This window comes from Streptomyces johnsoniae, from assembly GCF_031845565.1.
GTDB classification, from domain to species: Bacteria; Actinomycetota; Actinomycetes; order Streptomycetales; family Streptomycetaceae; genus Streptomyces; species Streptomyces johnsoniae.
Map to the genome: position 1 here is coordinate 197,417 of NZ_JAVREV010000003.1, position 19,529 is coordinate 216,945.

At 65.2% G+C, this 19,529-nt stretch carries 34 protein-coding genes and 2 pseudogenes; 12 read left to right on the forward strand and 24 right to left on the reverse strand.

The genetic code is table 11. The annotated features are described in order from the left end of the window. Positions 1-91 precede the first annotated feature (91 nt). From RM779_RS06880 to RM779_RS06930, 11 genes are read left to right on the forward strand one after another with little or no spacing between them, the layout of a single operon-like run. A complete protein-coding gene (locus tag RM779_RS06880) occupies positions 92-613 on the forward strand; it encodes a hypothetical protein (RefSeq protein ID WP_311616755.1) in 522 nt (173 codons plus the stop codon). Positions 614-656: 43 nt separating this feature from the next. After that, positions 657-1,628, forward strand: a complete 972-nt coding sequence (locus RM779_RS06885) for a N4-gp56 family major capsid protein (RefSeq protein WP_311616756.1) — start codon at positions 657-659, stop codon at positions 1,626-1,628. A 1-nt stretch (position 1,629) separates the two neighbouring features. Next, a complete protein-coding gene (locus tag RM779_RS06890) occupies positions 1,630-1,944 on the forward strand; it encodes a hypothetical protein (RefSeq protein ID WP_311616757.1) in 315 nt (104 codons plus the stop codon). A 1-nt stretch (position 1,945) separates the two neighbouring features. Beyond that, complete coding sequence (locus tag RM779_RS06895) at positions 1,946-3,454, forward strand: glycerophosphodiester phosphodiesterase (protein ID WP_311616758.1); 1,509 nt, start codon at positions 1,946-1,948, stop codon at positions 3,452-3,454. Next, positions 3,451-3,735: a hypothetical protein gene (locus RM779_RS06900; RefSeq protein WP_311616759.1), complete on the forward strand. Its 285-nt coding sequence runs from the start codon at positions 3,451-3,453 to the stop codon at positions 3,733-3,735. The genes RM779_RS06895 and RM779_RS06900 overlap by 4 nt, the downstream gene beginning before the upstream one ends. After that, positions 3,735-4,280, forward strand: a complete 546-nt coding sequence (locus tag RM779_RS06905; RefSeq protein ID WP_311616760.1) for a hypothetical protein — start codon at positions 3,735-3,737, stop codon at positions 4,278-4,280. The genes RM779_RS06900 and RM779_RS06905 overlap by 1 nt, the downstream gene beginning before the upstream one ends. Position 4,281: 1 nt before the next feature. Continuing rightward, complete coding sequence (locus RM779_RS06910; protein WP_311616761.1) at positions 4,282-5,184, forward strand: hypothetical protein; 903 nt, start codon at positions 4,282-4,284, stop codon at positions 5,182-5,184. Positions 5,185-5,187: 3 nt separating this feature from the next. Next, on the forward strand, positions 5,188-6,405 hold the full coding sequence (locus tag RM779_RS06915) for a hypothetical protein (RefSeq protein WP_311616762.1): 1,218 nt from the start codon (positions 5,188-5,190) through the stop codon (positions 6,403-6,405). Continuing rightward, on the forward strand, positions 6,405-8,312 hold the full coding sequence (locus RM779_RS06920) for a hypothetical protein (RefSeq protein ID WP_311616763.1): 1,908 nt from the start codon (positions 6,405-6,407) through the stop codon (positions 8,310-8,312). Before RM779_RS06915 ends, RM779_RS06920 begins: the two co-directional genes overlap by 1 nt. Beyond that, positions 8,309-8,548, forward strand: coding sequence for a peptidoglycan-binding domain-containing protein (locus RM779_RS06925; RefSeq protein WP_311616764.1), 240 nt, complete (start codon positions 8,309-8,311; stop codon positions 8,546-8,548). The genes RM779_RS06920 and RM779_RS06925 overlap by 4 nt, the downstream gene beginning before the upstream one ends. A 4-nt stretch (positions 8,549-8,552) precedes the next feature. After that, the gene (locus RM779_RS06930; protein ID WP_311616765.1) at positions 8,553-8,807 is read left to right on the forward strand and encodes a hypothetical protein; all 255 of its coding nucleotides are present in this window, start codon (positions 8,553-8,555) and stop codon (positions 8,805-8,807) included. A gap of 280 nt (positions 8,808-9,087) precedes the next feature. Here the strand turns inward: RM779_RS06930 and RM779_RS06935 are convergent, their stop codons facing one another. The 24 genes and pseudogenes from RM779_RS06935 to RM779_RS07045 form a co-directional block, all read right to left on the reverse strand. Further along, the gene (locus RM779_RS06935) at positions 9,088-9,384 is read right to left on the reverse strand and encodes a hypothetical protein (RefSeq protein ID WP_311616766.1); all 297 of its coding nucleotides are present in this window, start codon (positions 9,382-9,384) and stop codon (positions 9,088-9,090) included. 7 nt (positions 9,385-9,391) lie between these two features. Next, on the reverse strand, positions 9,392-9,586 hold the full coding sequence (locus RM779_RS06940) for a hypothetical protein (RefSeq protein ID WP_311616767.1): 195 nt from the start codon (positions 9,584-9,586) through the stop codon (positions 9,392-9,394). A 331-nt stretch (positions 9,587-9,917) separates the two neighbouring features. Continuing rightward, the gene (locus tag RM779_RS06945) at positions 9,918-10,241 is read right to left on the reverse strand and encodes a hypothetical protein (protein WP_311616768.1); all 324 of its coding nucleotides are present in this window, start codon (positions 10,239-10,241) and stop codon (positions 9,918-9,920) included. Positions 10,242-10,244: 3 nt separating this feature from the next. Beyond that, complete coding sequence (locus tag RM779_RS06950) at positions 10,245-10,466, reverse strand: hypothetical protein (RefSeq protein ID WP_311616769.1); 222 nt, start codon at positions 10,464-10,466, stop codon at positions 10,245-10,247. Positions 10,467-10,797: 331 nt separating this feature from the next. Next, entirely contained in the window at positions 10,798-11,103 is a 306-nt protein-coding gene (locus RM779_RS06955) for a hypothetical protein (protein WP_311616770.1), read from the reverse strand. Beyond that, a complete protein-coding gene (locus RM779_RS06960; protein ID WP_311616771.1) occupies positions 11,100-11,369 on the reverse strand; it encodes a response regulator transcription factor in 270 nt (89 codons plus the stop codon). The genes RM779_RS06955 and RM779_RS06960 overlap by 4 nt, the downstream gene beginning before the upstream one ends. Continuing rightward, a complete protein-coding gene (locus RM779_RS06965; protein WP_311616772.1) occupies positions 11,366-11,563 on the reverse strand; it encodes a hypothetical protein in 198 nt (65 codons plus the stop codon). Before RM779_RS06965 ends, RM779_RS06960 begins: the two co-directional genes overlap by 4 nt. Then, positions 11,560-11,811: a hypothetical protein gene (locus tag RM779_RS06970; protein WP_311616773.1), complete on the reverse strand. Its 252-nt coding sequence runs from the start codon at positions 11,809-11,811 to the stop codon at positions 11,560-11,562. Before RM779_RS06970 ends, RM779_RS06965 begins: the two co-directional genes overlap by 4 nt. Next, the gene (locus tag RM779_RS06975; RefSeq protein WP_311616774.1) at positions 11,808-12,038 is read right to left on the reverse strand and encodes a hypothetical protein; all 231 of its coding nucleotides are present in this window, start codon (positions 12,036-12,038) and stop codon (positions 11,808-11,810) included. Before RM779_RS06975 ends, RM779_RS06970 begins: the two co-directional genes overlap by 4 nt. Beyond that, the gene (locus RM779_RS06980; protein WP_311616775.1) at positions 12,038-12,229 is read right to left on the reverse strand and encodes a hypothetical protein; all 192 of its coding nucleotides are present in this window, start codon (positions 12,227-12,229) and stop codon (positions 12,038-12,040) included. Before RM779_RS06980 ends, RM779_RS06975 begins: the two co-directional genes overlap by 1 nt. Next, positions 12,229-12,456: a hypothetical protein gene (locus RM779_RS06985; RefSeq protein WP_311616776.1), complete on the reverse strand. Its 228-nt coding sequence runs from the start codon at positions 12,454-12,456 to the stop codon at positions 12,229-12,231. Before RM779_RS06985 ends, RM779_RS06980 begins: the two co-directional genes overlap by 1 nt. Next, positions 12,453-12,797, reverse strand: coding sequence for a hypothetical protein (locus tag RM779_RS06990; RefSeq protein WP_311616777.1), 345 nt, complete (start codon positions 12,795-12,797; stop codon positions 12,453-12,455). Before RM779_RS06990 ends, RM779_RS06985 begins: the two co-directional genes overlap by 4 nt. Beyond that, the gene (locus RM779_RS06995; RefSeq protein ID WP_311616778.1) at positions 12,742-13,386 is read right to left on the reverse strand and encodes a toprim domain-containing protein; all 645 of its coding nucleotides are present in this window, start codon (positions 13,384-13,386) and stop codon (positions 12,742-12,744) included. The genes RM779_RS06990 and RM779_RS06995 overlap by 56 nt, the downstream gene beginning before the upstream one ends. 37 nt (positions 13,387-13,423) lie before the next feature. Continuing rightward, a pseudogene (locus RM779_RS33660) lies at positions 13,424-13,645 on the reverse strand (CHC2 zinc finger domain-containing protein); the annotation flags it as partial. Next, positions 13,588-13,980 (reverse strand): hypothetical protein, encoded by a 393-nt coding sequence (locus tag RM779_RS07000; protein ID WP_311616779.1) that lies wholly within the window; start codon positions 13,978-13,980, stop codon positions 13,588-13,590. The gene RM779_RS07000 and the pseudogene RM779_RS33660, both read right to left, overlap by 58 nt. Then, positions 13,977-14,231 carry a hypothetical protein gene (locus RM779_RS07005; RefSeq protein WP_311616780.1) on the reverse strand — a complete coding sequence of 85 codons (255 nt, stop codon included), beginning with the start codon at positions 14,229-14,231 and terminating at the stop codon, positions 13,977-13,979. Before RM779_RS07005 ends, RM779_RS07000 begins: the two co-directional genes overlap by 4 nt. Positions 14,232-14,373: 142 nt before the next feature. Beyond that, complete coding sequence (locus RM779_RS07010) at positions 14,374-14,559, reverse strand: hypothetical protein (RefSeq protein ID WP_311616781.1); 186 nt, start codon at positions 14,557-14,559, stop codon at positions 14,374-14,376. Then, positions 14,556-14,801 carry a hypothetical protein gene (locus RM779_RS07015; RefSeq protein WP_311616782.1) on the reverse strand — a complete coding sequence of 82 codons (246 nt, stop codon included), beginning with the start codon at positions 14,799-14,801 and terminating at the stop codon, positions 14,556-14,558. Before RM779_RS07015 ends, RM779_RS07010 begins: the two co-directional genes overlap by 4 nt. 1 nt (position 14,802) lies before the next feature. Further along, complete coding sequence (locus RM779_RS07020; RefSeq protein ID WP_311616783.1) at positions 14,803-15,183, reverse strand: SLOG family protein; 381 nt, start codon at positions 15,181-15,183, stop codon at positions 14,803-14,805. A gap of 148 nt (positions 15,184-15,331) precedes the next feature. Then, complete coding sequence (locus tag RM779_RS07025) at positions 15,332-15,577, reverse strand: hypothetical protein (RefSeq protein ID WP_311616784.1); 246 nt, start codon at positions 15,575-15,577, stop codon at positions 15,332-15,334. A gap of 177 nt (positions 15,578-15,754) precedes the next feature. Next, the gene (locus RM779_RS07030) at positions 15,755-16,588 is read right to left on the reverse strand and encodes an AAA family ATPase (protein ID WP_311616785.1); all 834 of its coding nucleotides are present in this window, start codon (positions 16,586-16,588) and stop codon (positions 15,755-15,757) included. A 3-nt stretch (positions 16,589-16,591) separates the two neighbouring features. Then, positions 16,592-17,185, reverse strand: a complete 594-nt coding sequence (locus RM779_RS07035; RefSeq protein WP_311616786.1) for a hypothetical protein — start codon at positions 17,183-17,185, stop codon at positions 16,592-16,594. A 121-nt stretch (positions 17,186-17,306) separates the two neighbouring features. After that, positions 17,307-18,248, reverse strand: coding sequence for a PD-(D/E)XK nuclease family protein (locus RM779_RS07040; RefSeq protein ID WP_311616787.1), 942 nt, complete (start codon positions 18,246-18,248; stop codon positions 17,307-17,309). Further along, positions 18,199-18,936: a WhiB family transcriptional regulator gene (locus RM779_RS07045; RefSeq protein ID WP_311616788.1), complete on the reverse strand. Its 738-nt coding sequence runs from the start codon at positions 18,934-18,936 to the stop codon at positions 18,199-18,201. The genes RM779_RS07040 and RM779_RS07045 overlap by 50 nt, the downstream gene beginning before the upstream one ends. 118 nt (positions 18,937-19,054) lie before the next feature. Between RM779_RS07045 and RM779_RS07050 the strand changes: the two are divergent. Further along, positions 19,055-19,444, forward strand: a pseudogene (locus RM779_RS07050) (Tat pathway signal sequence domain protein); the annotation flags it as partial. Between the last annotated feature and the right edge of the window lie 85 nt (positions 19,445-19,529).

Below are 19,529 nucleotides of genomic sequence, written 5' to 3' on the forward strand. Positions count from 1 at the left end.
GACCGGCCCCGCTCGAAACGGAGTCCGGTAGCGGAGCGCAGACCCCTCCCCCGGGGGCGAGCTGGCCGCGGAGAACGAACGGGAGACAGCAATGAGCGACGGATATGGCTACAGCGACTACGCCGAAGGCCAGGAGCAAGGTCAGGGGTCGCAGGAACCCAAGTGGTTCCGGGACCGCATGGACAAGCTGTCTGGTGAAGTCTCCGAGCTGAAGGCGGAGAACGACCGCCTGAAGGCGGAACAGCGTAAGTCAATGGTGGCCGACTCGCTCAGGGCGAAGGGCTTCAGTCCGGCGGGAGCACAGCTCTACACCGGCGAGCCCGACAAGCTGGATGACTGGCTGAGCACCCACGGTGCCGCCCTGGCCAAGCTGCCCACCGCCCCCGAAGGCGGCCAGGAGCAGCAGGCTCAGGAGCAGCCCGCAGGGCCTCCTCAGACCACCGTCCAGCCGCAGGACCAGCAGGCTATGCAGCAGTTCTCTGAGGCCGGCGCAGGTGCCGCGCCTCCGGCGGGTTCCGATGCGGAAATGGCGGCGAAGATCGCCAGCCTGAAGACCCCGGAGGAGTACGCCGAGTTCATGCGCACGCAGGGAAATGCTCACGACTGGTCCTGACCTCCCCGACTCCAACTGAGCACCCCCAGAGGGGTGAGAGGCCATGGCGAACGCGTACACCGATACCACAGCAATGTCCAACGCCGTACAGGCGGCGTGGGACAAGGCTTTCGAATTCGAACTCCGGGCCGAGCCCGTTTTCCGGATTCTGGCCGACAAGCGGCCAACCAGCCTGACCAACCCCGGCGACACGGTCAACCTGGAGATTTTCCAGGACCTGGCGGAGCAGACCGCTCCCCTCACGGAAACCGTGGACCCGGACGCGGTTGCCCTGGGCAACCCCGAGATCAAGACCATCACGCTCACCGAGTACGGCAACCCGGTTCTGCTGACTCGCAAGCTGCGAATGTTCTCGCTCACCGACATCGACCCGGCGGTCACCAACATTCTGGGCTACAACGCCCGGAGTTCGATCGACACCATCGTGCAGACCACGCTGCGCGGCGGGCCGAACCTGCTTCAGCGCCTCGCCGGGGCGCTGACCTATGTCACCAACGCGACCGCCACCACGGCGGCCACCACGATGACGGCCACGGACGTTTTCACGTCCGGCGTGGCGCGCTTTGTCACGACTCAGCTGCGCACCAATCTGGCGCCGCCCAAGTTCGGCGCGCTTTTCGGGTGCATGATTCACCCTCAGGTCGCTCACGACCTGAAGGAGGAGACGGGCGCGGCAGCTTGGCGCGACCCGCACAACTACTCCGCGGTCGGCAACATCTGGGCGAATGAGATTGGCACCTATGAGGGCGCCTATTACGTTGAGAGCCCGCGTTGCTACAACGCTGTGGATGCCGGTACTGGTGACAATACGGTGCGGCGTTTCCGGACCTACTACGTGGGCCGCCAGGCCCTCATGGAGGCCGTGGGCGAGGAATTCCACCCGGTCGCCGGGCCTATTGTGGACAAGCTGGGCCGATTCCGCCCGCTGGGTTGGTATGGCGTCGCCGGCTGGGGCCGATACCGCGACCAGTGCCTCATCCGGGTCGAGACCACCTCTTCCGTCAATCCTGACTGAGATGTGGTCCTACACGCCCCCCACTGTGGAGGAGGGGCCCGTCACGTGGACGGACCGTCTTTTCTACAGGGTCAAGCTGACCCGGGGCGTGACGGTTCTGGAGGGACCTCCCGGGGTTTTCCGGGAGGTCCGCTTTCCCGATCAGGATGAGATCCGGGACGCCTATCGCTGGTGGATGGGCGGCCATACCTACGAGGTGGACGACGACACGAAGGCCGCACTTATTGCGGCCGGAGTCGCCACTGAGGACCAATTCGCCACCCCTGCCGACGCCTACGGCGGCGGTGGATACGGCTCGGGCGTTTACGGAGACTGACATGGTGGAGCTGCCCCAGCGGGGACAGGTCAACTGGGACCAGACACTGAACATGGCCCTGACCGAGCTGGACCAGGACATCACGGGCCATGAGGACCTGGCCGACGCCCACGGCCTGCGGACCTGGGCGGACAGCAGGTTCGCCCGTCAGCCGGCGAGCCTGGACGTTTTCCTTGCCGATCCGGAATTCTGGATCGCTCACCGCGGCAGCGGCGGGGAATTCCCTGAGCACACCATGGCGGCCTACAGCGGCGCTACCGCCGCTGGGGCAAGGGCCATTGAGGTCTCCGTGCAGACCACGGCTGACGGCGTCCCCGTCTGCATGCATGACGCGACCCTGGACCGCACCACGAACGCTACTGGCCCGGTGGCCAGCTACACCTACGCGCAGCTCCGGGAAACCGTCCAGGTGACGGTGGGCTCCAGCCTGCTGGGCCCCGGCTGGACCCCTCAGCCGATTCCCACCCTGCGGGAAGTGCTAGACCGCTTCTGGGGCAAGGTCGTGATCTTCCTGGAGCCCAAGAGCAACGCCTCCATTCCCCTGGTTCAGGATCTGATCACGACCCACTATCCGGACTCGGCCCGGTCGGTCGTCTGGAAGGGCTACTACACCAACAACTCATTCGCCTGGGCCCGTAACAACGGCTTCAGGACGTGGGGCTATGTGGATGCCACCACCACGGATGCCGAGATGGACGCCGTGGATGCGAACATCGACATGTGGGGCGTGCCGCAGGCTATGACCGACGAGCGCATGGCTGCTGTGGTGGCCCGAGGGAAGCCGGTCATCTGCTGGGAAGTCCACCGCCTGGTGGATTACCAGCGCCTGAATTCTCTCGGCGTGCGCGGCATGATGGCCGCGCAGTGGATTTACCTGAACCAGGCATTGGCGCTCACGAGCGCCCCCAGCGTGGCTGAGATCGCCTCTCCGGGCACCCTGGGAGTGGCCAGGTATGATCCCACCTACGCCCCCAAGTTCGACGGCTCTGGGGGCCTTTACGTCAATGTGGGGCCCAATCAGAGCCTCCTCATGGGAGGCCATCGGGCCCCCGCGGACTCGGGCTACCGAATCTCTTGGCGCATGAAATGGCCAACGCTGCCGACGTCCACGCTTCATAGTGGCATTGCGTTCGCCAGGGCGACTGATGACGTCTACCAGTTCTCGAACGCCAATGATGACGACGGCGAGTTCTCCTCACCTGGCGGCTATCACGTGGTGATGCGAGCCGGCGGAGACATGCAGCTCTACAGCCACGTGAAAGGCTCCACCACCGGAACGCAGCTCGGAACCGTGACCACAGATGCACCCGTTGCGGATACCTACATGACCTTTGAGACGGACGTGACTCCCACTCAGGTCATCCTCCGGCGCACGGACGTGGGCCCGTACACGGTCACGGCCGATAACACGACGTACCGGGGCCGGTACTGGCATCTGTCCACCGGGTCAGTAGCCGAGACGGCCCAGCTTCCCCATTTTGAAATCACAGACGTGGAGCTGCTGCCATGACGTGCACCTCCGGATGCCGGACCAAGAATCACGAAAGCTACGGCGACTGCCTGAAGGCGAAGGCCGTGAGGACCTATCTCGCGAGCCCGAGCAAGGGCCTGGACGGTACGCGGCAGAAGCGCTGGAGCGCAGACCTGGCGGCCTACCGGGACGCTGTCAGGCAGGGCATACAGCCCGATTCCACCAACCGGGCCTCCGTAGAGAAGGCGGTACGCCGCTCCGATGAAACGGGCGCGGCCTACGGCCGCGACTTCAACGCCGCGACCTCCATGGAGGGGTAATGCCTGGTCAATACGTAGGGATCGAGGACCCGGAGCAGACGTACCGGGCGCACGTGACGGCCGATGGCGCCCTGAAGGTGGATGGAAGTGCCAGCAGCGGCGGCACCTCCACCGCCGACCAGGGGGCCGCGGGCACTGACCCGTGGCTGGTCACCGTCAGCGGCACGACCACCGTGTCCGGCACGGTGGGCATCAGTGGCACGGTCCCCGTCTCGGGCACGGTCACCACCACCACCGCGGACGTCACTGCCGTGACGTCCCTCGCCGCCGTGACCGCGGATGCCTTGGGGACCCCCCTTGACGCGGGCGTCCCCATGACGACGTGCACTGTGATCGCCACCAGCGCCTCCGAGCTGGCGGGCACCATCATCATCCAGGGCAGTCATGACGGAACAACGTGGGTGATGACGAATGCCACCGTTCCGCTACCCGCCGCCGGCACGGTGACTGTCAGCGTCACCGGCATGGCCTGCCGGTACTGGCGCGCGGGTCTCTCGGAAGCCTCAGGCGCGGGCACCGTGACGGCCACCATTATGGCGGCCTGACATGTCCACCCTGGATCAGCTCGTGCAGGCGGTACGCCGCCAGCTGATGGGCTACGCCCTCACCCAAGAGCAGGTCTCGGAGGTGACGGCTCCCATCTCCGAGACCGACACCACGTTCGCCCTGGACCCTGGCGACGCCCGGCAGATCGGCCGTGGCGTTGTGGAGATCGACGACGAACTGATCCTCGTGCGCAGCTTCGACGCCTCCACGGGGACCGTGACCGTCATGGGCGGTCTGAATGGTCGCGGCTACGCCGGTACCACCCCAGCAGCTCACAGCGCCGGGTCTCTGGTCACCAGCGCTCCGGCGTTCCCCCGGAGCGACGTGAAGAGTGCGATAGCCGAGACCATCACGTTCATGTACCCGGATCTCAACGTGTTCGGGGAAACGGAGATCGTCTGCTCCGCAGCGATCTGGGAGTACGAACTGCCTGCCGACGCGGAGGGTATCTGGTACGTGGTCGGGGAGACCATCGGGCCATCCCGGATGTGGACCCCGAAGCCGAATGTCCGTTACAACGGGAACGCCGACACCGGGTATTTCCCGAGCGGCAAAAGCGCTCAGCTCCTGGACGGGAATGTCCCCGGCCGGCGCTACCGGGTCGTCTACAACAAGCCGCCCACTTTGCTGGTGAGCGGGGATCAGGACTTCACCGACACGGGATTCCCTGCCACCGCCGAAGAGGCCGTGAAGTGGGGCGCTTGCGCCCGTCTGACGCCCGCCTACGAGGCCGGACGTCTCCAGCAGCGGGCCGTTGAGTCTGCCGAGCGTGGGCGCATTGTGGGCGAACAGGCGGCCCTCAGGACGGCCGCCTATTACCAGGGCCTGTTCGAAACGGCGCTCGCGAAGGAACGCCGCAAGCAGCTCGAAGATCTGGCCACCTACCAGACGTTCCAGGGGTGAGCAGTGCCTGAGTATTACTACTCGAACACCTCCGTCACAACCGAGCTGACGGGCAATGCAGGCACGGGGGACACCACGATTGTGGTAGCCAGCGCCAGCGGCTACCCGGCGCAGTTCCCCTACGTGGTCGCTCTGGACTACGAGACGGACGCCGAGGAATTGGTTCTCGTCACGGCCGCCGCCGGGACTACGTGGACAGTCACGAGGGCATTCGGCGGCACCTCGGCCCAGGCGCACAGCGCTGGAGCCGTCGTCAAGCACGTGGTTAACGCGGTGGACCTCCAGGATTTCCGCGCCCATCAGGACGCCTCCGCAGGCGTCCACGGGGTCACTGGCGCCGTCGTCGGCACAAGCGACACGCAGACCCTCAGCAACAAGACCCTGACCTCTCCGGTCATTACCGCCGCCCAGATCAACGGGGCGGACCTGGACGGCACCCTCCAGGGGAACCCCACGCTCGATGGCGCCCCGGAATTCACGGGCGCGCCCGTATTCGTTGGCGGCGAGGAGTTCACTGACGCAGCCGCCTTCGAGGCAGCCACAGGGGAGCTGGCCCTTCAGGTGCGCGTCACGGGTGACACGGCGGCGAGAGTGCAGTTCAGCGCAGACGGCATCCTGGCGTGGGGAGACGGCACCGCTGCCGCGGACACCGTGCTCTACCGCCTGAGTGATGCACTGCTGGGCACGACCTCGCGTATTCGCGTGATCCGCCCGAGCGTGGAGTCTGACGCCCTGGCAACCAGGGTGGGAGAGGACACCAACAGCCGATTCATCCTCTCCGCGGATGGTCGCATGCTCTGGGGCACCGGCGCCGCCGGGGCGGACACCACCCTCTACCGCTCGGACGCCAATCTCCTGGCCACAGACGATCGCTTCGTTGCCCAGGTGGAGACGATGCCCAACCCGACGATCGCGTCCGGGTTCACTGCGAACGCGAGCGTGGGTAGGCGGACCTGTGGCGTCTACTACGTGACCGTGCTGGTCACCAACAACGTCTCCCGGCCGGCGAGCGGGGCGGGCAACATCGATGACGTCCTGATGTGCACCCTGCCCTCCGGCTGGCGCCCTCCGGCGCAGACCTCCGCCTCCTGGTCCAACGGCATCACCTCGGGCGAGGGGAGGGTTGATGAGTCCGGGCAGATGGTGCTGCGCACCGCTATGCCGAACTCAACTATCGGTATCGGGACCAACATCCTCTGCTCTCTGTCCTGGGTGGGCTGATGTCCAGGCTTCCGGCGCGGATACCAGCGCCGCTCTCCGGCCGCTCTGGCGGCGCGAGCGAGACGTACACGCCGGTTGACGCCTCCTATGACATCGCCATAGGCGGCATGCCGTTCATGCTGGCGATCAACCCTGAGCGCCCCATGACCAGGGGCCTGGCGCAGATCCGCAAGGAGCAGTTCGACAATCAGGAAATCCCCGGCGAACAGTCCCTTGCGGACTGGTGGCTGAGGAGTCAGGCCACCTTCATTGGTGGCGCCGGGCTCCTGTATCAGGACCCGGACGTCAGCAATCAGTGGGCCATCCAGTACGGGGACTCTGTGGGGCTGAACCCATGGGTGAACGGCAGGCTTTCCCTGCTGCGCAGGACCGAGCTGGACGTCACCGCGGCGACCACGCAGCGGCATCACGTACTGGGCTACGCGGACGGCACAGACAGGTACTGGAGCGCCGCTGACACGGTGCTCACGTCCTCGGACGGCAGCAGTCACACCGTGGTCACGTGGGGCGGCACAGAGACCATCCTGTCCCTCGCAAGCGACGGTGAGGACTACTACGCCGCCGACGAAGTGGGCATCTACCAGGGGACCGGTTCGGGTGCTGGAACCCTGGCCTGGAACACCGGAGACCCGGATGTGGTGGTCGGCTGGGCTATGGGCCGCCTCATGGCAGGCATTGGCGCTTCTGTCTACGAGCTGGCCGGCGGGGAGCCGCCGACGTTGCCCGAGCCGGTGTTTACCCACCCGGCGGCCGGATGGCAGTGGACCGCCATCTCAGAGGGCTCCAGTGCCATCTACGTAGCCGGGTACTCCGGCAGCGTCAGCGCCATTTACAAATTCACTCTGGAGGTGGATGGCAGCGTTCCCGTCCTCTCCGGCGGTATCCAGGCCGCGTCTCTCCCTCACGGGGAGGTCGTGCTCAGCATGTCCGCATACCTCGGAACCTATGTCGGCATCGGCACCAGCCGCGGGTTCCGCGTGGGGGAGCTTTCTGACTCCGGGGACATCGTCTACGGGCCGCTCCTGGTGGAGACGCCCGTGCGCGGCATGGTCGGCTATGACCGGTTCTTCTTCATCGGGGCGGAGGACGCCATTAACGGCTCCTCCGGCTTGTATCGCGTGGACCTGGGCCAGCCCCTGGAGAGCCAGGGACCTAGCGCTTCTTTGCGTCACGCCTACGCGACCGATCTCCAGGCCCACGCTGCCGGAGAGGTGGACGGCGTCACGCTGCTGGGGAACTCGGACAGGGTTGTATTCACTGTCCGCGGCAGCGGCTCCTACGTGGAGCACGCGGACGAGCTGGAGCCTACCGGCACGTTCACCACGGGCCGAGTCAGGTACAACACCCTGGTTGAGAAGATTTTCAAGTTCCTCACCGTAAGAAGTGAGCGCCCCCTCAACGGCAGCATTACCGCAGCTGTCATCGACCCCACCGGGGGCGAGAACACCGTCATCACGGTGAGCGGGAACGCGTCCATCGAGAACGTACTTCTCCGCTCTCCGGTCACCGTTGCCGAATGGCTTCAGCTCAAGCTGACCATCAACCGGGATTCTGTGAATCCCGAGCTGGGCCCGGTGGTCACCGGCTGGCAGTTCAAGGCCCTTCCCGGGGAGATCAGGCAGCGCGTCTTCATGCTGCCGCTCCTGGCCTTCGACCACGAGCAGGACCGGTACGGGCAGATCGTCGGATGGGAAGGGCGGACGCTCGGTCGGCTCGAAGCATTTGAGCAGATCATTCAGCGAGGCGACGTCATCGCCCTCCAGGACCTGCGCACCAATACCACGACCCAAGTCGTGGTCGACAACGACGAGTACGAGTTCCGTCAGTCAGTCCCGCCGGCCAACTGCGGCGGCTGGGGCGGCTACATCTACATCAGGCTCCGCACCGTGACGGATGCGATCACATGACGGCTGACTGGATGCCCCGAGATCAGATCCTCGTGCCGGTCACGGAGGCCGAGCACGAGGCCGTGAGGATCGCTCAGAGGGCTCTGGACATGGAGCCCACGGGAATCCCCGACGAGACGCTGACAACGCGCCTGGCGGGCATTCAGAGGCTTTTCAGACTTCCGGTCTCAGGTGTCCTGGACCGGGATACGGCGGCCCTCCTGGACCGCCTGAGGCCACCTGGAACAAGGGAGTGAGTACATGGCCGACAAGGTCGTGCAGTTGGGTGTTTTCGCGCTGGTCGTGGCCGGCTTCGTGGCGCTGACCGTCAAGGGCGCCGAGACGGCCGAGTACGTAGGGATGGTGACTCCGGTTCTGGCGGCCGTTTTCGTGGTCAACCACCTGACCCGACAGGATCAGACCATCAACGAGATACACAAGAACACCAATGGTGTGCTGACGGAGCGAATCCGCAAGGCGGTCCAGCAGGCTCTGGACGAGCGAGGCGGGTCCTGAAACGCAGAAAAGCCCCCTCCAGCCGAAGCTGGAGGGGGCTTTGTCACTCAGATATAGCCGTGGTTGTTGTAACTCTGGCACCGGCCAGAGGTTGTACCGCACAGTGCGCAGCCGTAGCCGTCAGGCTTCGGGTCCTCCTTCGGGGGTTCCGGCTCCTTCGGCGGCGTGGGCTTCTGGTCTTCAGGCATTAGTCACCTTCCGCATCTTGCTTCACAGATCAGTCCTCCGCTGTTCGTGCGGACCATCGGGGCTCCGCACACGCACATAAACGCGAGGAGGATCATTCGTCCTTCACCTCTGGGTCAATTAGGTCCGCAGCGCTATCCATACCGTCGTGGTACTTGGCGTGGTCGTAGTCCGAGAGATCTCGGCGTGCGCCAGCTTCCGTCCTGATCTTCTCCGCCAGTTCACGGGCGAAAGCGTTGACCATGGATTCCGCGCGGTGGAGCGTGTCTTGAGTTGGCATCTCGCCTCCGGCGAGGCCCCACAGAACTTGCTCTACGAGCGTGTCTCTAGCCGATGCCTCCGCGTCTCGACTGAGACGGACCAGGCGATCCGTGAAGTCCTCAGCGCTCACCTCCTCCTCACTCCCACACCCCAATCTCCTTGAAGCTTCCATCCGGATGGAAGCGGAAGACCGTCAGGGCGTCACTCCACCCGACGACCTTGCGCGTTCCTGGCCGGAGGACCAGGGCGACGTAATCCGCCTGCGTGACCTCCTTGTAGTCCTGCACACCCAAGGAGATCAGAAACTCCTTGGTCCGCTCCAGGTCTGTCATAGACACTCCTTCCACCCCTCGGGGGCATGTGCCCAAACCGCTGGCCCTAGCCACGGGGGAGCCTCGTGCATGCACCAAGAGAGCGTGCGGGACGCACCACGGCGGCCGGATTTCAGCAGTGTGGGCCCAGTTACATAGATCTCGGCCGTCGCATTGGGCAGCGCGCCCGCCACCCACCAGTAGTGGATCACGGCGTAGGAGGGGTAGAACCGGTGGGGCGTGGGGGCGCCTTTCGCGGTCAGCGCCCTCACGGGAGGCGCGCCGGTCAGGCTGACCTGACGACGGAGGGACCACTGATCGCAGCCCTCCGCCGCGGACGTGACAGCTGGAGTCACGCGCTCTCCCCCGGAGGCAGCTCCTCGTACTCTCCTCGCAGCCGTGGAGGCAGCTCGGGCTTGCTCGCGGCCTCCGCGAGGGCGGCCCACCCGGTGGTGACTGCCGCCTCCTCTTGCTCCAGGCCGATCCGCTTCATCAGCTCCAGCTCCGACGGAAGGCCGGGCGGTGGGGCGCTGGTCACCTGGAGCACATGCCGAAGCTTGCGGATCAGTGTCTCCCTGTCGTCCCCCACGCGGAGAACGACACGAGTCTCCGAGTCCTGGTCAGAGACGGTAAACGTCACCCGGTCCCGGCCGGGCTTCATGGTCAGTTCGGTCACGTATCACACTCTCCTGGTCATCTGATGCAGCGGAATGACAACTGCCGTTTGTTTGGGTGGGTTCGCCGCCTTCATCACAAAGGTTGGCTTCGGCGTCGGCGGATCTGTGGTATGGCGTGGCCAGTCCATGGGGGCGGGCACGCTCACAGCGTGCTGATTCTCCAGAAAAGCCACGCGGTGGCGGAGGAAGTCGATGTGCCTCCAGGCGCTGTCGTTGCCCTCCATGACTGCGTGCAGCTCGTTCTTCAGGTGCTTGACCTCCAGGGCCAGGCGGTCCCTTTCGGTCCTTACAGCGGCGAGAGGCGGGCTCCTGTGAGCCCGCCTCTTCGTTCGCCTGGACCAGAATCTCCAGGTCATTGGAGCCTCCGAAACTTCGTCTCGTCCAGGGGGGTGGAGTCCCTGCGCCGGCTGGTCAGGTGCCAGCCATGGCCGTCAGGGCACGGATAAGCCCGGCGCTCGCGGCGCCGGGGATTGCTCCTGTCCATCTCGCCCAGCTCCCGCCGTGCGGCTCTCCTCGTGGAGAAGGTGCGGTCCTTCCCGCAGGAACAGGGCTCGCTCACGAGCCCTCCCTGGGAGGTGGGGGCAGAACCGCCATCAGGTCGCCCACGTCCTTGTTGATGCCGTCGTTGTAGCCCACAACCCACTCCCATACGCGCTCGATGACGGCCTCGGCCCGCTCGGCGCGCTGTTCCTGTGCGCACGCCAGCACGTGCCAGTGGTCACGAAGGTTGCCGACGCGCCCCATCTCGGGCTGCACGACGGCCATGACGGCGTCGGCGCCCTGTGCGAACGTCGGTAGACCGTGCTGGTGTGAGACCGCCCGTAGCGCCTCGGCAATCCGTTCGCGCAGTTCATCACTCATGACTTCACCCCCTTCTTCAGCGGCGCCCGAGGCGCCGGTAGGGGCACCTCGTGCGGCTGAATCAGTCCACGGACCATGGCGATCCCCACGGCATGGGGTCCGTTGCGGGCCCCGAGTTCCCGATAGGCAATCTGGAGGTGACTCTTCACGCTGTCCTCGGAGATGTACATCTCCGAGGCGATCTCGGGAATCGTGAGGCCGTTGGCCAGATGGCGCAGGCATTCGAGCCTGCGGCCCTTCACGGTATTGATCCCGCGCAGGCTCATTCCGCTGCCTCCGCCACACAGATCAGCGAGGCGTAGTCGTCGGCTCTCTGCTGGAGAGCCATGACCTCCTTGCCCAGGGCCAGCGCCCTGGAGCTGGTGGCCGTGGACTGGCGCCACTGCTGGCGCAGCCTCTCCGCCTTCTCTGCCAGCGTTGCCTGACGCAACCGGAGTTCCTGGATAGTGAGTGCGTTCACCACTCCTCACCCCTCTCCACCGCATCGGCCGCCAGGGTGAGAGTGTCGGCGGCAGTCATGACAGCGTCACGCACCTCGCGTGACGACCACTTCTCGGGCCACGTGCCGGCGTTCTCACGCATCTCGCGCGCGAGGGCGTCAACGGCCTTCGCCGCCTTCCGCAGGACCTCCGCCTCCATTTGATCGAGGATCGGCTTAACCGGAGCCGAACGGCTCCACAAATCCTCGACGGATTCCCGGGCGCTCACTGCCCGCTCCTGTGGACGTAGAAGGCGTCCAGACGCCGTATCAACCACTTCTCCGTGCCGGAGTACCCGAAGTCCGGGTTCTCCTCTGAGAGGAGCGTCAGGGCCGTTTCCATGAGCTGCATGGCGGCGCCTTCCATGGGGCCCGGGTCGGGGTCTTGGGTCGGGGCCTCATCGAAGGCTATGCCGGTCACCTCGGCCAGGTATTCGTCTTCAGACAGGTGGATCATCAGCTCTCCTCTTCTCTCACGGGCTCCTCCGTGACGATTGCGCTAGTCGTCTCCCAGCCCTTGAGGTCGTCACGGTCGGCCAGGCCGCCGTCTATCCACTCCTCCAGGTAGTCAAATGCCTGGTTGGCGGGGATGTAGTCGCCTTCGAAGGTGGCGACGATGGTGAACGTGACAGTTTTGCGAGTTCGCATCAGCCCTCCTTGGAGGTTCCGTTGATGGCGCGGGCGAGCTTGAGGTAGCGCTCCAGTTCAGCGCTGATGTAGGGCCCCCTCCAGGGGGCGTACACCTCGGCGGCACTCACCAGCAGATCGCGCAATGGCCATCTCAACGTGCGGCCGATGGCAAGGCCGAAGGGCGGCTGCATTACCTCCGCCGCCGCCTGACGCAGTTCCTCAGCTGGGGATGGGGGCTCAGTCACCAAGTCTCCTCAGAGTCGCTGGCCATTTCTCGGGCATGCCACTTTCGGACGGCTTCCAGCGCCTCCGAAAGGGACTTGAAGTTGTGCATGCGGTGGGGCCCAAGGACATAGCTATAGACGTCAACCCCCTTGATCCTCAAGGGCTCACCGTCCTGGCGGTCGAAGTAGTTGTTGAAGTGAAGGCCCATGTAACCCTCACTGCTCTTGCAGTAGCCATCGCCGAAGGCGAAGTAATGGCCATACGCCTCGTCCAGCAGGCGCTGAAGCTCCCTAAGGATCTTCATCTCAGACTGGGAGAAGGGCCCGCAGGGCGTCTGCTCCTCCGGATCTCCAGAGATCATTCGCATCACTGCCTCTCGGGTAGGTGATCGGTCTTGCGTTTTCCAGTACGCGCACCAGGCGCTTGGTCATTCCCTCGCCGGCCTTGTCGCCGTCCCCGGCGACGTAGATAACGGGGAAATCGTCCAGGGCGAGGGAGAAATGTTCCTCCCAGGTCTCGACACCGGCCAGCCCTACGGCTGGCACTCCGGCCATTGACCAGGAGATGGTGTCAATCTCGCCCTCGGTGACGACTATGTACTCCGAATTAGCTTTCAGGGCAGCCACGTTGTACAGGTGATTCGACTGGCTGGCAGGCTTCAGGTACTTCGGGCAGCCCGCTTCCTTGCAGTCGTGGGGCCGCACGCAGCGGAAGTTGAATCCAATCGGACCAGACGGAGTGAGGTAGGGCAGGGCCAGCCTGTCCCGGAACATCTCATGCCCGGCGAGTGGACTATCAACGACGCCCAGGCGGAACGTATTTGCGGCCTGCTGGCCGATCCCCCTGAGCGCCAGATGCGCCTGGGCGCTGGTACTTGCCCTTAGATCGGCCTGGTATTGCGTGACCGCTCTCTCTGCAAATAGCCTCTGCTCTAGTGAGAGCGTCTTCACGTGTTGTGCTCTCCATTGCCATGATCAGGTGGACTGCGGAGCCCCCTGCTCCGCAGCTCTGGCAGAAGAAGACGCCCTTCTCCAGGTTGACCCGGAAGGAAGGGCGCCTCTCTCCGTGAATGGGGCAGCAGGCGTTCTGCTCCCCCCAGCGTGAGCCTCGGAGCTCGACGCCGTAGTGCTGAAGGATGGGTTCGAGTGGAATCAGTGGCCCAGCGTCAACAGCAGAGCGGCGGCGAGGGCGAGATCCATCCGCACCCATTCCACGCCTCCGTCAACATCAAGCTTGTCTTCGATCTGCTCCACCGGCAGGTAGGCGTCCCATTCCTTGACGGGCTTCCGGGGCCGCTTCACCACCAGCACGCCGGTCAGGGCGGCGGCATTGATGCGCTCTTGCTCCGTCTCGCGCTTCCAGGCCGTGAGCTGTTGCGTAGCGGCAGCTTTAACCTCCACGACCACGCCGGGAATTCCGGCCACATCACCCTTGTCCTTATTGCCGGACAGAGCCCGGCGCTCCGCAGCCGGCCACCACTGCCGCAGGTAGCGAACAACCTCTGTCTCCGCCTTGGTGCCCTTGGCCTTGCTCTTGGTGCTCACTCGGGTCGCTCCCTGTCTCGCACCCGCCACACGTGGCCGGTGGTGGCCTCCGCTCCTATCTCGTCCAGCTCGCTCCCCTTGAGAGAGATGGGCAATTGATCCGGGTCATATTCCGGGTCCAGCATCACGCCGTATTCGTCCCGTTCGTCAGGCCCGTCAATCACCGAGCCAGTGATGCCATACATCTCCAGAGCACGCCACTGGTCAGTGGTCACCACCACCACCCGGTCCCCCGGGAAAAGGTCGATCATTACCGCACCTCCCGAACCGTCGTTTTGCCGCAGCTGAAGCAGGTTCGGGCCTGAAGGGGGCCCGTCCCGGACCTCCCGGTCCGGAGATCAACCCACGTCCCGGATCGATTCTCCCAATTGCCCCACCTGTGGAAGAGGTGCATCACTTCACCTCCGGGTCGATCAGGTCGGCACAGGGGCAGTAGCCCCGAGGGACCTCATCCCTGATTTCCTCCGCCAGCTCGTGGGCGAAGGCGTTGATGGCCTTGTCGATCTCCTCGTTCGACCACTCGCCGTCAGGGAGCGGCGAAGTGGTCAGCATGACCGCCAAGCGGTCCCGCGCGCTCACCGCAGCTCCTCCCAGAGCGCGGGCAGGATAGCGGTGGTGTCCGGGAGGCAGCAATCTCCCGTCCTGGCGATGATGCGCTGGAAGACGATGCTCTTGTCCAGTCCGAGCTTGGTCGCCATCTGGACGACTGGCGTCAGGTTCTCCAGCACGGCCACACCGTGGTTCACCTCTTCGGCCGCACAATCAGCCTCCTGAGCCAGGTCCAGCCACGCTTCGAATTCCTCTTCGTCGTTTCCGAACACGTCACATCCTCCATATCCGTGTGTCGATGCCTGCGGCGAACGCCATACCGGCGCAGCCGGTGGCGCCTCGGGAGTTGTCCTTGATGAAGGCCAGGCAGACATCTGCACCATCGTTGACCATCCGCTGATTGCGGATGGGGCCAGCGGACTTCCCCCACTTTTCCCAGTCCGCCGGGCGCTTCTCCTCTGTGCCGCAGCGCGTAGCCCTGCACCACTCAGACGCCGCAGAATCGGCCCCTGTGGGGCACGCGCCATGCACCACCAGCAATGCCCCGCCGGTATCGCGATGGAGGCCCCAGAGGGCCATGTAGACGGTTTGAGGCCGGGGCCAATCCCTTGACCCCGTCACAAGAACCCTCACCGGTGTTCGATCTCCCCGCATAGCTCGCAGGCCCGGTAGTAGCCACCCCTGCGGGGCTCATGCGTCCACGGACCCCACTTATGCCCGAAGATCCCGCAGAGCCCCTTAGTTGCCACAGGGAGGAACCTCGCCTCAACTCCCAGACTGAATGGAATGGGCTCGTCGGGGCTCATCCTGCGGCCTCTTGCCACTTCTCGTAGTCGGAAGACCCCAGCTCTCGCGTGTCGGGAATACCCGCAACCGGAGTGAGCGCCGTGGCGGCAGCCAGGGCCAGCGTGGCGTGAGCCTGGGCGAGGGCCACCATTTCGGACCGAATCCGGATGTCGTCCGCAGTGGTGGGGCCGTAGCCACGATCGCCGTCTTGCGATCGCTCCAGAAGGCGTTCCGCCTCTCGGTAATGCTCGGGTCCGGTCACTTTTCTGCCGCCCCCTTCTTTGCCTTCTTCTGCCGGGTACCGGCGCTGGACTTTCTGGGCCGACCGGTGGGGTTCTGGCCTATCGGGTCACTCATCCCCACCAGCTCCAGAGCATTGCGGCCCACAGGCCGCAAGAGGCAATAGCCCAGGGCAGAATCCTGAGCCAGCTTTCCCTGGTCATTCCTCTTCCTCGTTGTCGTAGTAGGCGTTGGCGTATGACAGGTACTGAGGGGCAATGTAGTCGCCCACAAATGCCCGCTCGGGCTCAATGGCCATACGGAAATGGCTGTCCGCCTGCGGGTCCGACTTCCCGTGCCTGTTCTTCACCGCGGTGACCTGAAGGTTGTTCTGCCAGTCCACGCCACAGGAAATGATGACCTCCGGGAGGAGATCCAGCTTCCCCTGGACATCCCCTTTCCTGGGGCACGGGCTCTTTGCCCTGTCGGCGGTCGCGTGAGTGACCACCAGGACGTGACAGCCTGTCTCCCTGGCGAGGGCCTTGAGCTGCCGCAAGACGGCCTTCTGCATGCCCCATTCGCCCTCTCCTTCCGAGTGCCATACGTCAGAGAGGATGTCCACGAGGATCTGATCCGGGTAGCGCCCCTCTATCTCGTGATAGGCGAAGAGGGAAAGCCAAATGTGATCCATCGTGAGCTGCGGGACGAAGTCCCAGCGGATGAAATCGAAAGGGGCTACCGCCCGCTGGAGGCGCTCAGGGTCTCGCTGACGCCAGGAGCGGGTGACCTCATACGGCTCACCCGTGGAGAGGGCCGCCAATCTGGCGGCCACGGTGTTCTCGTCGGAGTCAGTGCTGAACGCCAGCGTCGGCAACTTCATATTGACCAGCGCATTAAGCGCAATCATGGTCTTGAAGGAGCCGCTGACGCCGAAAAGCAGGGACAGGGAGGCCCGGTGAAAGCGGATGCGCTGCTGGGCCCACGTCTGGAACGGAGCGGGGAGGGGAGCACTGGGCTCCCCTCCCCGAATCACGCTCCGGGAGAGCGTGCGCATGTACTACGCGGGCGTCGGGTTGAACTGGACGAAAGCCTGCGCCACCTCAGGCGAGCAGTACCAGGACTTGAGTGCCTTCTGCCAGGAAAGCTGACCCCCGTTGCCGGGGTCGCCCTTCCGGAAGTTGTACTGCTGCACGATGGCGTCGAACGCCGCCTTCTGAGGGAAGGGCACGTTCAGCTTCATCCACCCGGGCGGAACCGGGGAGCCGCCCTGCGGGGCCCCGGCCTGCTGCCACGGCGGCTGGCCCTGGTAGGGCTGGTTCGGTTGCTGACCGCCGTTGAAGCCGCTGTTCTGGTACTGCTGCTGCATCGCCTGCTGGAAGCCCTGCGCGGACGCCTTGACGCCGTCCCAGGTCCGCTGAAGCTCCGCCGCCACGCCCGCTACGGCCTGGGTGGCGGCCAGCAGACCCGCAGCCGAATTGCTGCGGATCACCAGCATGGAGCCGTCGCTCAGCTTCGGGCTCCACGTGAACACGTGGTTGTGCGGGTTGCTCGGCAACTCGGGGTAGGCCGGGGAGTCGTCAGCCCACTCTTCCCCCTCGCCGGGGGCGTCGGCTCGTTCGACGGTGTAAGTGGCGTCCTGCGGCGTGGTCATGTTGCTCCTGTTCGGGGAACGAAAAGAGCCCCGCTCCTGCGGGGCCCTTGTGGTGGTCTTCTCGGGTTTTGGGGGGGCGAGGATGACCGCGCCTAGCTGGCGCTGGAACATCTTCACCGCATCACGGTCTGAGGGCATAATCCGGGTGGTCCGGATCGCTCTGAGCTGACAACTCCCCGCCGGCTGCGTAGCAATGGGCCGACAGGTCGCAGACGTTGTTGCACCAGCCCTCATCTGAGGTGTTCGCCAGGAACATGCCGCCCTTCACGGCGGTGGACATCTTAGCGAACTGCATCCCCGCGTATCGCGGAGTCCACTTCGCCAGGGGCTGGCTGTGCGAGATAAGGCCGGGACCCTTGCCATTGCGCTTGTGGCTGTTGTCCCGGGTCCGGAACGTGTGGCCGAAGTCGGCCTCACCGACAGCGCCGTACTTCTGAATCAGGAGCGCACTGTAGGTGCCGAACTGGAGGTCGGTGCCCACGGATGAGCCGGACTTGAAGTCCACGATCTCCAGGCGGTTGAACAGCTTGTTGCAGAAGACCCTGTCCAAGTAAGCCTTGATCTCCATGTCGCAGCCTGGCAGGTAGCCGGACACGTCGAGTTCGATGGCGGGCTCGCCGTCCGGCGTCGTCCAGATCTCCCAGCTCGGGGAACGGAGACGCCAGTCGATGTAGGACTGACACATCCGAGGGCCGTTCTCCATCCACCAGTCATACCCCTCGGAAGACATTCGCTTGATGCGCCACTTCGAGCGGTCAGGCTCGGCCTGCGCCGCCCAGTCGATCTCGGACTCCAGGGCGCCAGTGAAGGCGCTTTGCAACTCGGCATCGCCCCAACTAGGGGCCCCGTGCTCGTGGAAGAAGTGATCCCACACCTCCAGCACGGAATGCACGGCGTTACCGCCTATGTTCCACCACGCAGGAGTTCCCCGGATTCCCTGCACTCGGCCGAGCTGGTAGCTCTTCCCGCACTTCTGCCAGGCGGACATGGAGCTGTAGCTCAGATGCTTGATCTCACGCGGCCTTGCGCCGGGCGGCGGCGCGGATGCGGTCGTATTCGGCACGGTTCAGCCTTTCCTTCAGGGGCGGATCGCTCTTGCCGCCATAGATACGCACGTACTCACGCTGCACCCAGGCGTGGGAATGGCTGTGGCCTGAGGCCACGGAGACGTAATAGTGGCTCCCGTCCGGGGTCACGCCCCGGATGTGGGCATCCTTCATTCGGCCGCCGTGCCATACCCAGGCATGCTTTGTGCCTGGTTTCTCCGGCCAGTCCAGCACTCGGGTAATCGCCCCTTCAGGAGGCGCTGAGGCGTTCTTGCGGGGCTGGCTGCGGATGTACTCCGATACCAGCGTCTGAGCCAGCCGGCCGGACAGCCCGGTGCGCTCCTGGACGCGACTCCAGTGGCCACTGGCGTTGTAGAGATCCCGGCATAGCCGACCCCAGGCCAGGCGGGTCGCCTCGGGCCAGGAGGCCGCGGAGGCAGCTACCTGGCGCCGCCGTTCGCGGCGCTCCCACTCCGCCTCGCCACCCCAGACGCCATACGGCTCGCCCAGGGTGTCTCGGCGGCACTCCAGCATGACTGGACATCCCGCGCAGATCCTCTTGGCCTGCTCCGCAGCGTCCAGGGCGGCCTGTGACGGGGGGTTCCGGGGGTTCGTGGGTCCTGGCGGGAAAAAAACCTTCAGTGGCACGCTGGCGCACGCCCTGTCGGGCCGCCACATCCACCGTCTCTCAAGGTCAATGAGCATGTTTCACCTCCTCTGGGCATGAAGAAGGCCCCCGGGCTCTCCGGGGGCCGTGATGTTTATGCAGGTCAGGCGGTCAGAGTGAAGCTGATCTCAAGTGTGGGGCTAGAGCCACTGCCCGTTCGGGCAGTGCGTCGCGGACTACGTCAGCGGCCGCATCGCGAACGCGCGCCCCTTCCACGTGCGCCGCGACGCCTCTGGCACGTGGCACAAGACGGAGGTGCCGGTGCCGATGAACTCCAGCCAGCGTTCCCAACTGGTCCTCGACACCCACGACAACGCCTACGCGGTGATGCCCTACGGCCGCATCGCCGCCGCCTCGGCGGCGAGCGGCTGGCGCGACTGGACGCTGCTGTACGACGGCACCGGCAGCCTGAACGCGTTCGGCGAGGTCGTCGTCGACCACACCCGCGTGGCCCAGGACGGCATCCTGTCGTTCCTCTACCAGGAGCGTTCCACCGGGACCACGCCCTCCCCGCTCCACGTCGTCGACTTCCGGCTGCCGCGCTGAGGCGGCGGCCCCGCCGAGCCCCGCGGGTGTGGCCGCGGGGCTCGGCGGGAAGGTCGCTACCCGACGCATCCGCCGGTCGCGGGGC